The organism is Streptomyces sp. NBC_00236 (genome assembly GCF_036195045.1).
Classification (GTDB): Bacteria; Actinomycetota; Actinomycetes; order Streptomycetales; family Streptomycetaceae; genus Streptomyces.
Map to the genome: position 1 here is coordinate 1,531,013 of NZ_CP108100.1, position 15,657 is coordinate 1,546,669.

Here is a 15,657-nt window from a genome sequence, read left to right on the forward strand (position 1 = left end):
GGCCGGACGCGTGAGGTTGACGAAGGGTGTTGACCCGTCAGCCGAGAAGCGTGCTCAGTTCGACGTGGTCGAGGCCGTGCGCCTCGGCCACCTCGCGGTAAACGACCTGCCCGTCATGGGTGTTGAGGCCCTTGGCGAGCGCGGCGTCCCGGCGCAGCGCCTCGACCCAGCCACGGTTCGCGAGCTCCACGATGTAGGGCAGCGTCGCGTTGGTGAGGGCGTACGTCGAGGTGTTCGGGACGGCACCCGGCATGTTCGCGACGCAGTAGAAGACCGATCCGTGAACCATGAAGGTCGGCTCGGCGTGCGTCGTCGGGTGCGAGTCCTCGAAGCAGCCACCCTGATCAATTGCAATGTCGACAAGTACACTTCCGGGCTTCATCTTGGCGACGAGCTCGTTGGTGACCAGCTTCGGGGCCTTCGCTCCGGGGATCAGCACGGCGCCGACGACCAGGTCGGCCTCGATGACGGCCTTCTCCAGTTCGAAGGCGTTGGAGACGACGGTCTGCACCTTGGTACCGAAGATCTTGTCGGCCTCGCGGAGCTTGTTGATGTCCTTGTCGAGCAGCGTGACGTGGAAGCCGAGACCGACGGCGATCTGCGTGGCGTTCCAGCCGGAGACGCCGCCGCCGATGACGACGGCCTTGCCGGCCGCGGTGCCCGGGACGCCGCCGGGCAGCACACCGCGGCCGCCGACCGAACGCATCAGGTGATAGGCGCCGACCTGCGGGGCCAGCCGGCCCGCGACCTCGGACATCGGGGCGAGCAGCGGCAGCGCGCGGTTCGCGGTCTCGACGGTCTCGTAGGCGATGGCGGTGGTGCCGGACTCCAGCAGCGCGTCCGTGCACGCGCGGGAGGCGGCGAGGTGCAGGTACGTGAAGAGGGTCTGGTCCTTGCGGAGGCGGTGGTACTCCTCGGCGACCGGCTCCTTGACCTTCAGCAGCAGGTCCGCGGTGGCCCAGACCTCGTCGGCGGTGGGCAGGATCTGCGCTCCGGCGGCGACGTACTCCTCGTCCGTGATGGAGGAGCCGGCCCCGGCGTTCTCCTCGACGACGACCTGGTGGCCGTGACGGACGAGCTCGTGCACACCGGCAGGCGTGATCGCCACGCGGAACTCGTTGTTCTTGACTTCGCGGGGGATGCCGACCTTCACGTCGATCACGGTCCTTGGCTCAGAGGGTTATCAGGGCATAGCTATACATACCCGGATAGACACAGCGTAAATGGAGACACCGCGAACACCCGCGGCAGAGCCAGTCTAATGAAGGACTTCTCGCTGTCTAGCCTTACAAAGCATTAATTTTCTGTCGTCGCACTACGGATTTCGTAGGCTGTGCTCTCCTCACCCAGCAATCTCTCGGCCGCACCCCGGTGCAGCCCCGCAGCTGCGGGGTCTCCGAGGCGGTCGAGGGTGTCGGCCAGCCGGAGCTCCAGTGCGGCCTGCAGCCGCAGGTCCTTGGCCTGCCGCGCCCACTCCACGGCCTCCCGGCAGGTCTGCAGCGACTCCTGCGGGCGGCCCGCGTACTCCTGGACCCGGGCGACCTCGCTGAGCGCCCGGGCATGGGCGGGCAGATCACCGAGCCTGCGGTAGCCGGCCGCCGCCGCCCGCCAGTTCCGCAGCGCCTCGCCGTACCGCCCCGCGTAGGTGTGGACGGTGCCGAGGCGCCCGTAGAGCCTCGCCTCGTCGGCACGCTCGCCCTGGGTGAGGCGCTGGGCCAGCGCCCGGCCGTACCAGTCGGAGGCCCGGTGGAAGTCGCCCAGTTCCGCGTAGGCGCCGCCCACGGATTCCATGGCGCGGCCCGTGGCGTACGGATCCTTCGCGGCCCGTCCGGCGTCCAGCGCCGCCCGGTAGCGGGCCAGCGCCTCCCGGGTCCGGCCGGTCCCGGCGTCCAGATCGGCGAGGTTGAGGAGGGCGGCCGCCCGTTCCCGCGGCAGATTGCGCCGCTCCGCGACGGCCAGCACCAGGCCGTGCAGCCCGTAGAGCTCGGGCGCGGCCGCCTCGGTGCCCTCGTGCGCGGCCAGCGCCCGTACCAGTGCGGCCACCAACCGCCGGGCCAGGGTGTCGAGTTCGCCGTCCTCGACGGCGATCCGGGCGGAGGCGAGCAGTGCGGGTCTGCGGATCCGCAGCCAGGCGGCCGCCGCCTCGGGGCCGGGGAACCGCAGGGAGCGCGGCAGCCCGGCGAGCTTGCGCCGGGACGGGGAGCCCTCCGGTTCGGTGACCGCGCGGCAGGACTGGAGCAGGCGCACGGTGCGCTCCAGCATCCGGGCCTGCGCGAGCTGGATCTCGGCCGGGCGGTCCCGGTCCTCCAGCAGCGCCCGCAGCAGCGCAGCGAGGCAGCCCGGCACCTCGTACTGCGGCTGCTCGGCCCCGTCGCTGCGCAGCAGGCCCAGGCGCACGAAGTCGTCGAGGGTGGTCCGGGCGGCCGAGACGGAACAGCCGGCGAGCGCCGAGGCGGTGTGGGCGTCGGCGAGTCCGGCCGGGGCGAGGGAGAGCAGACGCAGTATCCGGGCGGCGGTCGGCGGCAAGGAGTCGTGGACCAGCCGGAAGGCACGGGCCAGCGGTCGGGCACCGGCGGACTGCTCGGTGTCGTCCGGCAGGTCCCGCAGCTGTTTGGTGACATCGGCGACCGAGGCCGTCGGACGGGTGGCCAGCCAGCCCCCGATCATGACGAGTGCGGCGGGCTGACCGCCGCACTCCTCCGCCAGCGTCTCGGCCGTCAGCGGGTCGACGGTGATCCTGACCTGCCCGATCGCCCCGGCGAGCAGTTCCACGGCGGAGCCCGCGTCCAGACCGCCGAGGGTGCAGGGCCGGACGCCGGGGATCCCGGTCAGCGGGCCCTGTGCGGTGGCGATGACGAGGCAGTCCGGGTTGTCCGGCAGCAGCGGGTCGACCTGTTCGGCGTCGGGGGCGTCGTCGAGCAGGAGCAGGACACGGCGTACGGCGAGCGCCTCGCGGACCATCTCGGACAGTTCGTCCGCATCCGCGCCGGGCGGCCCGGCCACGCCCAGCCCGCGCAGGAGTTCGCGCGCGGCGCGTTCGGCGGGGACGGCGCCGCCGCCGGGCTCGGTGAGCCGGACGCGGACCATCCCGTCGGGGTAGTCACCGGCGGCGAGCAGTCTGCGGGCGAGCTCGTCCGCCAGCGCGGTACGGCCGGATCCGGGGCGGCCGGCGATCAGCAGGACCCGGGCCCGGCCGCTCTTGCGACCGGCCATGGTGTCCAGTCCGGCCCGTTCGATATCGGCCCGGAGTTCCTTCAACTCGCGCTCGCGTCCGAAGAATCGGGGTGGTTCGACGGCGGCCGGCTCCTCGGTCCCCGCTGCCTCGGCCGGGTCGCTGGTGTCCACCGCCTGATCCGTCACGGGCCACGCTCCACTTCGCTGCACGCGTCGCCCGCCGGGACTCCGGTCAGGGCGTTCCGAGCGTAGTTCAGGCGGGTGGGCGAATCGGGTGGAGCGCGACGGGGAGGTCCCCCGATCGGATCAGCATTTTGTCCGATCAGGGGACGCGAAGAGGTACCGGGAAGCGTGCCGAGGCCCGCCCCCGGTGTTCCCCGCGGGCCATCAGGCCTCGAACGGCCGGGCGGGCCAGGGCGCCTCCGCGGGCCGCAGCGAGTCGGCCCCGTCGCCCGCGAGCACCGCCGCGAGCGCGAGCGCACCCACCACGAGGCAGCTGTTGTGCAGGTCCCCGGCGAGGACGCCCCGCACCACGTCCTGGAGCGGCACCCGGGCCAGCTCCATGTCGGCCTCCTCCTCGGAGACGGCGAAGCGCTCGCCGTCGGCCTCGGAGATGTTCCGGGCGAGGAAGATCCGTACGGCTTCGTCGGAACCGCCGGGCGAGGTGTAGAGGTCGGTCAGCACCCGCCAGTCCTCGGCCTTGACGTACGCCTCCTCGTAGAGCTCGCGCTGCGCGGCGTGCAGCGGGTTCTCGCCGGGGACGTCGAGCAGTCCGGCCGGGATCTCCCACAGCTTGTGGCGCACCGGATGCCGGTACTGGCGCAGCACGAGGACGCGGTCCTCGTCGTCGAGCGCGAGCACGGCGACCGAACCGGGGTGGACCTGGTAGTCGCGGCGCGCGATCGTGCCGTCGGGCATCTCGACGTCGTCGGTGCGGACGCTGGTCTTTTTGCCCCGGAACGGAGTCCCGGTCGCGGTGACCGGCCAGTCCTCGGGCGTGTCCTGGAAACCCATCTACGTCCTCCCACAAAAAACAGTGACCGGGGTACGCGTCCTCGAAGGATGCGTACCCCGGTCAACCGTAACGCCTGCGGGGATGCCGCTACTTACCCGGCTTGGCGCCCGTCTTGCGCGCGACTGCCGCCTTCACCAGGCCCGCGAAGAGCGGGTGCGGGCGGGTCGGGCGGGAGCGCAGCTCCGGGTGCGCCTGGGTGGCGACCAGGTACGGGTGGACCTCGCGCGGGTACTCGACGTACTCGACGAGCTTGTTGTCCGGGGAGGTGCCGGAGAAGACCAGACCGGCCTTCTTCTCCAGCTCGGCGCGGTAGGAGTTGTTGACCTCGTAGCGGTGACGGTGGCGCTCGTCCACGTACGGCTGGCCGTCGTAGGCCTCACGGACCAGCGAGCCCTCGGCGAGCTTCGCCGGGTACAGGCCCAGGCGCATGGTGCCGCCCAGGTCGCCCGCGCCCTCGACGTACGCCAGCTGCTCCTCCATCGTCGAGATGACGGGGTGGGCGGTGGCGGCGTCGAACTCGGTGGAGTTGGCGTCGGGGATCTCGGCGAGGTTGCGCGCCGCCTCGATCACGATGCACTGCAGGCCCAGGCAGAGGCCGAGGAGCGGCACCTTGTTCTCACGGGCGTACTGGATGGCGCCGACCTTGCCGATGACACCGCGCTCGCCGAAGCCGCCGGGGATGCAGATGGCGTCGACGTCGCCGAGCTGCTTCTTGGCACCGGCCGGGGTCTTGCAGTCGTCGGAGGCGACCCACTTGACCTTGACGCGGGCCTTGTTGGCGAAGCCGCCGGCCCGGATGGCCTCGGTGACCGAGAGGTAGGCGTCGGGCAGGTCGATGTACTTGCCGACCAGGGCGACGGTGACCTCGTGGTCGGGGTTGTGGACGCGGTCCAGCAGATCGCCCCAGGTGGTCCAGTCGACATCGCGGAACGGCAGGTCGAGCTTGCGCACGACGTAGGCGTCCAGACCCTCGGAGTGCAGCACCTTCGGGATGTCGTAGATCGACTTGGCGTCCGGGCAGGCCACCACGGCGGCCTCGTCGACGTCGCACATCAGCGAGATCTTGCGCTTGATGGCGGTCGGTACGTCACGGTCGGCGCGGAGCACGATGGCGTCCGGCTGGATACCGATGTTGCGCAGGGCGGCGACCGAGTGCTGGGTGGGCTTGGTCTTGAGCTCGCCGGACGGGCCGATGTAGGGCAGCAGGGAGATGTGCACGACGAAGACGTTGTCCCGGCCCACCTCGTGGCGGACCTGGCGGACGGTCTCCAGGAACGGCAGCGACTCGATGTCGCCGACCGTGCCGCCGACCTCGGTGATGACGACGTCGACGTCGTCCGTGGCCATGCGGCGGATCCGGTGCTTGATCTCGTTGGTGATGTGCGGGATGACCTGCACGGTGTCACCGAGGTACTCGCCGCGCCGCTCCTTGGCGATGACCGTCGAGTAGACCTGGCCGGTGGTGACGTTGGCGGAGCCGTCGAGGTCCACGTCCAGGAAGCGCTCGTAGTGGCCGATGTCCAGGTCGGTCTCGGCGCCGTCGTTGGTGACGAACACCTCGCCGTGCTGGAACGGGTTCATCGTGCCCGGGTCGACGTTCAGGTACGGGTCGAGCTTCTGCATGGTGACCCGGAGGCCGCGCGCCTTGAGCAGGGCACCGAGGCTGGAGGCAGTCAGACCCTTGCCGAGGGAAGAGGCGACACCCCCGGTGACGAAGATGTGCTTGGTCGTCGTGGATGTGGGCTGCATAGCCAAAGGGGGCTCCCGTGGTCGCGATCGTGAGGTGCGTACCGGCGTTTCCGTCCGGAGAGTCCGGAGGTGCCGTCGCTGCGGTTCGGGGGCCTCGTCTGCTCTCGCTGACGACCACCGTCCACGGGCTACCAGGGTAACAGCGACGAGGGGAGCCTGCTTCCGGCCACTCCCGGCACACTCGGGGCACGGGATCCCCGCATGTCCCTCACTCCCCACCCGTTCGGCTCTCCTTGTTGTCAAGAGCGTCGCGCGGATCACCCGGGTGCGTCGTATCCTGCTCGGACACTCGCTCCGGGCGAGGTACGAGCTCGCAGGTTCCCCCACATCAACCCCTTGCAACGACCTCTTGACCCGCAGTAATGCCCCACGGGGCGACATGGCCGTTCGACTGGAGATGCACGTGGCCGGGCGCATCGAGGATTACGCACTCATCGGAGACATGCAGACCGCCGCCCTGGTCTGCCGGGACGGCACGGCCGACTGGCTGTGCCTGCCCCGCTTCGATTCACACGCCGTTTTCGCGGGACTGCTGGGTACCGAGGAGCACGGCTTCTGGCGCCTGGGACCGGCCCGCGCGGAGGGCACGGAACCGCCGTCGGCGGACCGTCGCCGCTATCGCGGGGACTCACTGATCCTGGAATCGGAATGGGACACGCCGCGCGGCACGGTCAGAGTGACCGACTTCATGCCGCCGCGCGACGGCGCGCCCCAGCTGATCCGGATCGTGGAGGGCATCAGCGGCCGGGTTCCGATGCGCTCGGAGCTTCGGATGCGGTTCAGTTACGGTCGTGTCACCCCCTGGGTGCACAAGGTGGACGGCCGTACGGTCGCCGTCGCGGGCCCCGACTCGGTCTGGTACGACACCCCTGCGGAGACGTACGGCGAGAACCTGACGACGTACTCCGACTTCACCGTCGCCCCGGGTGACCGGATCGCGTTCACCATCAGCTGGCAGCCCTCGCACCGCGAACCGCCCGCGCTCCCGGACCCGGAGGGCTCCCTGGAGGCCACCGCGGACTTCTGGCGCGACTGGGTGGATCAGTGCACGTACCACGGCCCCTACCGCGAGGCCGTGGTCCGCTCGCTGATCACCCTGAAGGCCCTGACGTACGCGCCGACCGGCGGCATCGTCGCCGCGCCGACCACCTCCCTGCCGGAGGACATCGGCGGCTCCCGCAACTGGGACTACCGCTACACCTGGCTGCGCGACGCCGCGATCACCCTCTCCTCGCTGCTGCGCACCGGCTACCGCGAGGAGGCCCGTGCCTGGCGCGAATGGCTGCTGCGGGCGGTCGCGGGCGACCCCGAGAACCTGCAGATCATGTACGGGATCGCGGGCGAGCGCGAGCTGGGCGAGGCCGAGCTGGAGTGGCTGCCCGGGTACGAGAACTCCGGCCCGGTCCGCGTCGGCAACGGTGCCGCGGGCCAGCTCCAACTGGACGTGTACGGCGAGGTCACCGAGGCGCTGCACCTGGCGCACATGACGGGCCTGACCCGCAACGACTACGCGACCGGTCTCCAGCTCAAGCTGATCGAGTACCTGGAGAACCACTGGGACGAGCCGGACGAGGGCATCTGGGAGGTGCGCGGTCCGCGCCGGCACTTCGTGCACTCCAAGGTGATGGCCTGGGTCGCGGTCGACCGGACCATCAAGCTGATCGAGTCCGGCGACACGGACGGGCCCCTGGAGAAGTGGCGCGAACTGCGCGACGACATCCACCGCGACGTCTGCGAGCGGGGCTACGACCCCGAGCGCAACACCTTCACCCAGTCCTACGGGTCGAAGGAACTGGACGCCTCCCTGCTGCTGATCCCGCAGATGGGCTTCCTGCCGCCCGACGACAAGCGGGTCATCGGCACCATCGAGGCGATCCAGCGCGAGCTGTCCACCGAGGACGGCTTCGTCCTGCGCTATCCCACCTCGGGCGAGAACGCGGGCGTGGACGGCCTGGAGGGCGACGAGGGCGCGTTCCTGGCGTGCTCGTTCTGGCTGGCGGACGACCTGGCGATGATCGGCCGGGTCGACGAGGCCCGCCAGCTCTTCGAACGCCTGCTGTCCCTGCGCAACGACCTGGGCCTGCTGGCCGAGGAGTGGGACGCGCGGCTCCAGCGCCAGGTGGGCAACTTCCCGCAGGCGTTCAGCCACGTGCCACTGATCGACACGGCGCTGCGGCTGACGGCGAGCGGGGCGTACGTGGGCTGACGTGCTGTGGGATCCCGTTTCCCGTGCCGGATTCCGCGCGGGGGATGCCGTAGCCGTGCCGGATACGACACGGGGGCGGGATTCATGCCTCTGACCTCGGTGGTTCCCCTCCTGCACCGGACCGTCCCGGTCGTCATCGACGCAGACGACCGGGGCATGCCCGCCTGCGCGCGCAGCTGAATCCGGTTGCGGCGGAACCGGGCGGCCCGGTGGGCTACCGACATGAACGATGCCGCCGAGCAGGCGCAAGGGGCGAATTCAGGCAGAGCCCGCAAGGTCACGACGCGTCCGCCTGCGTGGCACCGGGCCGCGGTGCTCGTGGCCCTGATGCTGGCCGCCTTCACCCTCAACACCGCGGAGAACCTGCCGATCGGCCTCCTGGAGCTCATCTCCGAAAGCCTCCAGGTGTCAGTGTCAGCGGTCGGCCTCCTGGTCACCGGTTACGGCGTGTCAGTGGCCGTCGCGTCATTACCGCTCGCCCACGTCGTACGGACGGTGCCCCGGCGCCATGTGCTCACCGGACTGCTGGCCGCGCTGGTCGTGTCCAGCCTGGTCGCGGCGCTGGCCACCTCCTACGGGGTGCTCCTCTTCGCGCGGCTTCTGACAGCGCTCGCCCAAGCGTTGTTCTGGGCCGTGATGGGGCCGGTCGCGGTGGGCCTGTTCGCGCCCGGGATCCGTGGACGGGTGGTCGGAGCGCTGTCCGTCGCCGGTTCGCTCGCCCTCGTGCTCGGTGTTCCCGCCGGGACGTGGCTGGGCCGGCAGAGCGGCTGGCAGGCGCCCATCGCCTTGCTCGCGGCTCTGGGGCTTGTCTCGCTGGTGACCATCGCCGTTCTGCTGCCCACCTCCCGTCCGGAAGAAGAGGCCGCCGCCTACGGAACCAGTCCCGACGTCCGCCGGTTCGGGATCGTGCTGGCCGCCGGGACCCTGTCCTCTGCCGGAGCCTTCGCGGGATACACCTACGTCGTCACGTTCCTGGGCGACGTGGCCGGGTTCTCCGCGAGCGCGGTCAGTGCGTTGTTGGTGGCTTTCGGTGTTGCGTGCCTGGCCGGAGTAACCGTCACCGGGGCGCTGCTGGATCGTTTTCCGCAGGCCACGCTGACGACTGCCGTTGCCACGCAGGCGGTGGGCATGCTCGGTCTCTACGCGGCCGGCAGCGACCGGGTGGCTGCGGTCGTGTTCCTGGCGCTGATGGGCAGTGCACTCGGGCCGGTGTTCATGACCACCCAGAACGCGATGCTGCATTGCGCGCCGGGCCGCACAGACATCGCACTCGCGGCGAACTCCGGCTCGTACAACGCCGGTATCGCAGCGGGCGCCGCACTCGGCGGACTGGTCCTGCCGCCGGCCGGGGCGCGGGGCACCTTCCTCCTCGGCGGGCTACTGACGCTGGGGGCATGCGCAGTGCTGCTCGGCGGGCGGCTGCTGCGGCCTTCCGGATCGGAGTCCACCGGTTAGGGCGCCGTCACCGGGCGGCCGGTGTCACAGCGTGTCCGCGGAGCAGAACGATGCGGAGACGGGACTGCACCGCCGGCGTCAGCTCGGCTCCGTCTCCCGTCCCGTCACCACCGGGCGGTCCTGCGAAGGCAGCCCCCACTCGCTCCAGGAGCCGTCGTACACCGCCAGGTCGCGGTATCCGGCCAGCGCGGCGCCCAGCGCCAGGACACAGGCGGTGACACCCGATCCGCAGCTGAGGAGCAGCCGCTCCCGGTCCTGCGCCAGAGCGGTGAACGCGGCCCGCAGTTCCGCCGCCGGACGCATCCGGCCCTCGTGCTGGACCTCACCGAAGGGCAGGTTGACCGCCCCCGGCATATGGCCGCCGCGCAGGCCCGCACGCGGCTCGGGAGCCGTACCCCGAAAGCGTTCCCGGGACCGGGCGTCGAAGACGGCGGACGCCGGGTCGGCGAGGGCCGCCGCCACCTCGTCCGCGCCCACGAACATCCCCGCGCGCGGAGCGGCCGTGAAGTCGCCGCGCTCCGCGAGCGCCGCGGGCGCGCCGCTCTCCGTCGGCAGTCCCGCGGCCGTCCAGCCGGGCAGGCCCCCGTCGAGCACCGCGACCCGGTCGAAGCCCATCGCCCTGAGCATCCACCAGGCCCGGGCGCTGGAGTAGATGCCCACCGCGTCGTGGACCACGACCGTGTCGCCGTCGTGGAGGCCCAGGGTGCGCAGCTCCTCGGTGAAGCGGTCGGCTCCGGGCATCGTGTGGGGCAGCGGCCCCGAGTGGTCCGAGAGCGCGCCGTCGATGTCGAACGGGCGCGCCCCCACGATCCGCCGGGCGCTCCCCCGGTGCGCGCCGACGGAGGCGTCGAGCACCAGCAGCCCCGGCGACCCGAGCCGCGCGGCGAGCCAGTCGGCGCCGACGAGCGGGCCGGGAAGACGGTCGTGCCGAGGCACATCGCGGCCCATGGGTTCCTCCCACGCGTCCGGGTACGGGATTTTTTCAAGATCGCAGCGTGCCCGGGCCCTGTCAACGGCGTACCGCCCCGACGAAGCCGCGCGCGCCCCGGGCCGGTACCTTCCTGACCAGGGCGACCGCAATCGCGTGACCGCCCGGTCCGACCGACGTGAAGCGCGAGGCCAGAGTCAGTGGAGACCCGAGGCGGCATCACCGTGCAGCGTGCCCTTGAGCTGCCGGGGCTGCGCAGCGGACTCCCCGAGGTGGTGACCGGCGCCGAGCGGCTGGGCCGCACCGTGCGCTGGGTGCACGCGGGCGAGGTCCCCAACATCGCGTCGCTGCTCAAGGGCGGTGAGCTGCTCCTCACCACCGGTCTGGGGCTCGGCACCCGCCCCGCCGAGCAGCGCGCGTTCGTCCGCCGGCTCGCCGACCGCGGCATCGCCGCGCTCGTGGTGGAGCTCGGTCCGCGGTTCAGCAGGCTGCCGTCGTCGATCGTGGACGCCGCCCGCGCGGCCGGGCTGCCGCTGGTCCAGCTGCACCGCGAGGTGCCGTTCGTGACGGTGACGGAGGAGATCCACACCGAGATCGTCAACGGCCACTACGCGCTCCTCCAGCAGGCCGAGGAGGTCCACCGGCGCTGTACGCAGGCGCTGCTCGGTGGCGGCGGGGTACCCCAGGTGCTCGGCATCCTGGCGGATTTCACGGCCAATCCGGTCTTCCTGGAGACGGCGGACGGCCAGCTGCTGTACGCGGCCGGCACCGAGTCGGGCCCCGTCTCCGCCGATCCGCTGCAGGTGTGGGACGGGATGCGCGGCGACCGTGCGGCCCGCGAGTCGCCGCCCGTCGGCGCGGTGCTGGTGGATGTGCCGGGCGGCGGTCCGGGGACCGGTTCGGTGCGGGCCAGGCTGGTCCTGCTGGCGGTGGACGGGCCGTTGGTGCCGGTGCACCGGATGGCGGCGGAGCGGGCGGCGGGCATCCTCGCGGTGGTGCTGATGCAGGCCCGTCAGGAGGAGGAGCTCGCGGCACGCGGCCGGGGCGACTTCCTCACCGATCTCGCGGAGGGCCGCATCGCGCCCGAGGACGCGCCGGCGCAGGCCCGCGTGCTGGGCTTCAGGCCGGGCGAGACGCCGCTGCTGCCCGTGGTGATGCGGCTGGCTCCGGAGCTCTCGCCCTCCGGCAACTGGGCCCTGCTGGCGCGCGCGGTCCTGGAGGAGCTGTCCTCGGTCGGTGTGCCGGTGCTGCTCGGCGTGCGGCCGGTGGAGGGCCGGGTGCCGCTGCTGCTGGGGCTGCGCACGGAGACGGAACGTACGGCGGTGGCCGACCGGGTCGCCGCGGCGCTGCGGGCGGGGGTGGAACGGGCCGGTCTGGAGCGGGCGGGTTCCCATCCTCCCGTGGTGGTGGTCGGGGTGGCGGGCGGCTGGGCGGTGGCCGGGGCGGGGTTGCGGCACGCGGCGGAGACCGCCACGGCGGCGCAGGGGCTCGGCGACCGGCCCTGGTACGACGCCCGGAGGCTCGACATCGATCTGCTGCTGTGGCGGCTGCGGGACCATCCGGACCTGGCGGCGTTCGTCGAGCGGGCGATCGGCCCGCTGCGCGATCACGACCGCACCTCGCGCCCGCCGCTGCTGCCCACGCTGGAGACGTATCTGGCCCATGCGGGCCGCAAGGCGGAGACGGCACGTGAACTGCATCTGAACCGTCAGACGCTGTACAACCGGCTGGCCCGCATCGGTGAGCTGCTCGGCACCGATCTCGACGACCCGCAGGCCGTCCTGGCGCTGAGCCTGGCCCTGCGCGCCCGCCGCCACGCGACGTGACCGACGCCGTCAGCGCCGGACCGCCGCCAGCGGCTGCGCCAACTCGTCGTACACGCTGAGCACTTGGGCGATCGTGTCGTCCTCGGTCGGCCAACTCGCCGCCTGCCGGAGCCCGGCGGCCGCCATCCGGTCCCGTTCCGTCGGATCGCCGAGCAGGCGGGCCACGGCCCGGGCGAGCGCCTCCGCGTTCGCGTACGGCACGAGTTCCGCCGCGTCGCCCACGAGTTCGGGCACACCGCCGACAGCGGTGGCGACCAGCGGCACACCGATCCGCAACGCCTCCTGGGCCAGCAGCGACCGCGCCTCCCAACGGCTGGACAGCACGACCAGGTCGGCAGCGGCCAGGAGTTCGGGAACGTCGGTGCGGCTGCCGATCAGCGAGACGGGCAGGTCCTCCGCCTTGATCCGCCGCCGCAGCGCGGCCCGCTCCCGCCCTTCGCCCGCGATGACCAGCAGGGGGACGGGGTCGAGCCGCCGCCACATCCGTGCCGCGTCGAGCAGCGTGCCGAACCCGTGACGCGGCACGAGGCTGCCCACCGCCATGATCAACGGCCGCTCCACCGCCCCGAGTTCGGCGCGCACCTTTCCGTCGGGCGCGGGCACGGGAAGCCGCGGCAGGGGCACGGCGACGGGCGCGAGACGGGCGTCGCGCGCACCCCGGCGCCGGGCCCGGTCGACCAGGTCCGACGACGCGCCGAGCACCACCGCCGCCGAGCGGGCGGCTCTCCGCTCCAGCAGACGGACCAGCCGGCGGCGCGCGCCCTCGGCGTGGGTCCTGGTGTGCCAGGTGACGACGAGCGGTACCTGCCGGCCGCCCAGCGCCAGGGCGGCCCGGACGGCGGCGTGCAGTCCGTGTGCGTGCACGACGTCGGCACCCGCGCAGGCGGCCCGCAGTGCGGCGACCGCGGCGGGGTCACTGCGCCGCGGCACGGGCGTGAACCGGGCGCCCGTGACGGAGAATTCGTAGGAACGGTCCAGTCCGGCCGGAGCGCAGACGGTGACCTGCACGCCTCGCGCGACAAGTCCGGCGGCCAGCGAAGCGACATGGGCACTGCTGCCCGCACTGCCGCCGCCCAGCACTTGGACCGTACGCAGCTGTGACACGTTGAATGGCTCCCGGGGCTCCCGATGCGGGCGTGACGGCCTCACCCGCGGCCGTACGTACACCGCCAAGGATGCCAGTCCGTACGCACGTTCCGGCACGACCGAACCCGTACGCCGGTGCGCACCGCGACAAACCGGGCGCGGCACACCACCCGCACGGGTGAAATCCGCAGGAATCCGGACGCCGGGATCCCACCCGTACGGACCCCTGTCCATCGGCCCGCGCGTGGCTCCCCTCGACCCGCGCGTGCTCCCGTCCGTCGGCCTGCGCGTGGCTCCCCTCGACCCGCGCGTGGCTCCCGTGCGTCGCGGTCATCCCCCTGTCCATCGGCCCGCGCGTGGCTCCCCTCAACCCGCGCGTGGCTCCAGTCAGCCTCCGCGTGCCTCCCGTGCGTCGCGGTTGTCCGTCGGCCCGTGCCGTGGGCGCGGAACCCCTATCCGTCGGCCCGCGCCGTGGCCAGCAGTTCCTCCGCGTGCGCCCGGGCCGTCTCGGAGTCCTCCTGGCCCGCGAGCATCCGCGACAGCTCCCGTACCCGGTCCTCGCCCTCAAGGACCGTGACACCGCTCCTGGTCACCGAGCCGTCCACGGTCTTCTCGACCAGCAGCTGCCGGTCGGCGAACGCGGCGACCTGGGGCAGGTGGGTGACGACCACGACCTGGGCCGACCTGGCGAGCTTCGCGAGCCGGCGGCCGACCTCGACGGCCGCCTTGCCGCCGACGCCCGCGTCGACCTCGTCGAAGAGATAGGTGGGTACGGGGTCGGAGCCGGCGAAGACCACCTCGACGGCGAGCATCACCCGGGACAGCTCACCGCCCGACGCGCCCTTGGCGATCGGCCGGGGCTGGGCGCCGGGGTGCGGGGCCAGCAGGAGTTCGACCTCGTCGGCGCCGGACGGCCCGTAGGCCACGTTGCGGCCGCCGATCTCGATGCCGGAGGCCTCGTCCGCCGCCTCGGTCTGCCGGATGTCGAAGGAGACCCGGGCGTGCGGCATGGCGAGGGAGGCGAGTTCCGCGGTCACCGCTTCGGCGAAGAGCGCGGCGGCCTCCGTACGGGCGTCGGACAACGCCTGGCCGAGGCCGGAGAGTTCGGCGCGCAGCGCGTCCCGCTCCGCGGTCAGCTCGCCGATCCGGTCGTCGTCGCCCTCCAGCTCGGTCAGCCGGGCCACCCCGTCCTCGGCCCAGGCCAGCACGGCGGCGATGTCCACGCCGTACTTGCGGGTGAGACCGGTGAGCGCGGCCCGGCGCTCCTCGACCGCGGCGAGCCGCAGCGGATCGGAGTCCAGCTGGTCCGCGTACCCGGACAGTTCGCCCGCGACGTCGGCGAGCAGGATGGAGATCTCACCGACCCGGTCGGCGAGTGCGGCGAGCGCCGGATCGTGGGCGCGCACCCCGTCCAGCGCCTGCCGGGCGGCCGCGACGACGGTCGTCGCGTCGACGGCCTCCTGGTCCTCGGGGTTGCCCGCCAGCGCGGTGTGCGCGAGTGCGGCGGCGGAGGCGAGCGCGTCGGCATGGCCGAGGCGCTGCGCCTCGGCGGCCAGCTCGGTGTCCTCGCCGGGCAGCGGTTCGACCGCGGCGATCTCGTTCAGCCCGAAGCGCAGCAGATCGGCTTCCTGGGCCCGCTCACGGGCGCGCGTGGTCAGCTCGTCGAGCTCACCCGCGACCTCGCGCAGCCTCCGGTAGGCCGCCGCGTACTTGGCGTGGGGCACGGCGACGCCGTCGCCCGCGTACCGGTCCAGGGCCTGCCGCTGCCGGGCCGGCTTGAGCAGCCCCTGCTGGTCGGTCTGGCCGTGCACGGCGACGAGTTCGTCGGCGAGCTCGGCCAGCACTCCCACCGGCACGGATCTGCCGCCGAGATGGGCCCGGGAGCGCCCTTCCGCGGAAACGGTACGGCTGATGAGCAGCGCACCGTCCTCGATCTCGGCCCCGGCCTCCTCGGCCCGCAGCGCCGCCGCATCGCCCTCGGCCACCGTGATCCGGCCCTCGACGACTGCGGCCTTGGCGCCGATCCGCACCAGGGCGGGATCGGCGCGTCCGCCGAGCAGCAGCCCCAGGCTGGTGACGACCATGGTCTTGCCCGCGCCGGTCTCACCGGTCACCGCGGTGAAACCGGGTGACAGCTCCACCACCGCGTCGTCGATGACTCCGAGCGACCGTATCCGCATCTCCTCCAACACGCACATGACCATACGAGGTTTCATGG

Annotated in this window: 10 protein-coding genes; 3 read left to right on the forward strand and 7 right to left on the reverse strand. The window is 72.4% G+C overall.

Features of this window, described 5'->3' with window-relative positions; translation table 11 throughout:
- Window positions 1-37 precede the first annotated feature (37 nt).
- From ald to OG446_RS06725, 4 genes are all read right to left on the reverse strand, one after another.
- Entirely contained in the window at window positions 38-1,153 is a 1,116-nt protein-coding gene (ald, locus tag OG446_RS06710) for an alanine dehydrogenase (protein WP_328898221.1), read from the reverse strand.
- 143 nt (window positions 1,154-1,296) lie between these two features.
- Complete coding sequence (locus OG446_RS06715; RefSeq protein ID WP_328893157.1) at window positions 1,297-3,360, reverse strand: tetratricopeptide repeat protein; 2,064 nt, start codon at window positions 3,358-3,360, stop codon at window positions 1,297-1,299.
- A gap of 201 nt (window positions 3,361-3,561) precedes the next feature.
- On the reverse strand, window positions 3,562-4,188 hold the full coding sequence (locus tag OG446_RS06720; protein WP_328893158.1) for an NUDIX hydrolase: 627 nt from the start codon (window positions 4,186-4,188) through the stop codon (window positions 3,562-3,564).
- A gap of 88 nt (window positions 4,189-4,276) precedes the next feature.
- Window positions 4,277-5,938 carry a CTP synthase gene (locus OG446_RS06725; RefSeq protein ID WP_328893159.1) on the reverse strand — a complete coding sequence of 554 codons (1,662 nt, stop codon included), beginning with the start codon at window positions 5,936-5,938 and terminating at the stop codon, window positions 4,277-4,279.
- Window positions 5,939-6,341: 403 nt separating this feature from the next.
- On the opposite strand from OG446_RS06725, the gene OG446_RS06730 reads away from it, so the two are divergent.
- Together OG446_RS06730 and OG446_RS06735 are read left to right on the forward strand one after the other, a co-directional pair.
- On the forward strand, window positions 6,342-8,144 hold the full coding sequence (locus OG446_RS06730) for a glycoside hydrolase family 15 protein (protein ID WP_328898222.1): 1,803 nt from the start codon (window positions 6,342-6,344) through the stop codon (window positions 8,142-8,144).
- Between the two features lie 222 nt (window positions 8,145-8,366).
- The gene (locus tag OG446_RS06735) at window positions 8,367-9,599 is read left to right on the forward strand and encodes an MFS transporter (protein WP_443050046.1); all 1,233 of its coding nucleotides are present in this window, start codon (window positions 8,367-8,369) and stop codon (window positions 9,597-9,599) included.
- Window positions 9,600-9,677: 78 nt separating this feature from the next.
- Here the strand turns inward: OG446_RS06735 and OG446_RS06740 are convergent, their stop codons facing one another.
- The gene (locus OG446_RS06740) at window positions 9,678-10,547 is read right to left on the reverse strand and encodes a sulfurtransferase (RefSeq protein WP_328893160.1); all 870 of its coding nucleotides are present in this window, start codon (window positions 10,545-10,547) and stop codon (window positions 9,678-9,680) included.
- Between the two features lie 180 nt (window positions 10,548-10,727).
- On the opposite strand from OG446_RS06740, the gene OG446_RS06745 reads away from it, so the two are divergent.
- Entirely contained in the window at window positions 10,728-12,353 is a 1,626-nt protein-coding gene (locus tag OG446_RS06745) for a PucR family transcriptional regulator (RefSeq protein ID WP_328893161.1), read from the forward strand.
- A 9-nt stretch (window positions 12,354-12,362) separates the two neighbouring features.
- On the opposite strand, the gene OG446_RS06750 is transcribed toward OG446_RS06745, so the two are convergent.
- Together OG446_RS06750 and recN are read right to left on the reverse strand one after the other, a co-directional pair.
- Window positions 12,363-13,457 (reverse strand): glycosyltransferase family 4 protein, encoded by a 1,095-nt coding sequence (locus tag OG446_RS06750; RefSeq protein ID WP_328893162.1) that lies wholly within the window; start codon window positions 13,455-13,457, stop codon window positions 12,363-12,365.
- Window positions 13,458-13,891: 434 nt separating this feature from the next.
- Complete coding sequence (recN, locus tag OG446_RS06755) at window positions 13,892-15,637, reverse strand: DNA repair protein RecN (protein ID WP_328898224.1); 1,746 nt, start codon at window positions 15,635-15,637, stop codon at window positions 13,892-13,894.
- Window positions 15,638-15,657: the final 20 nt, after the last annotated feature.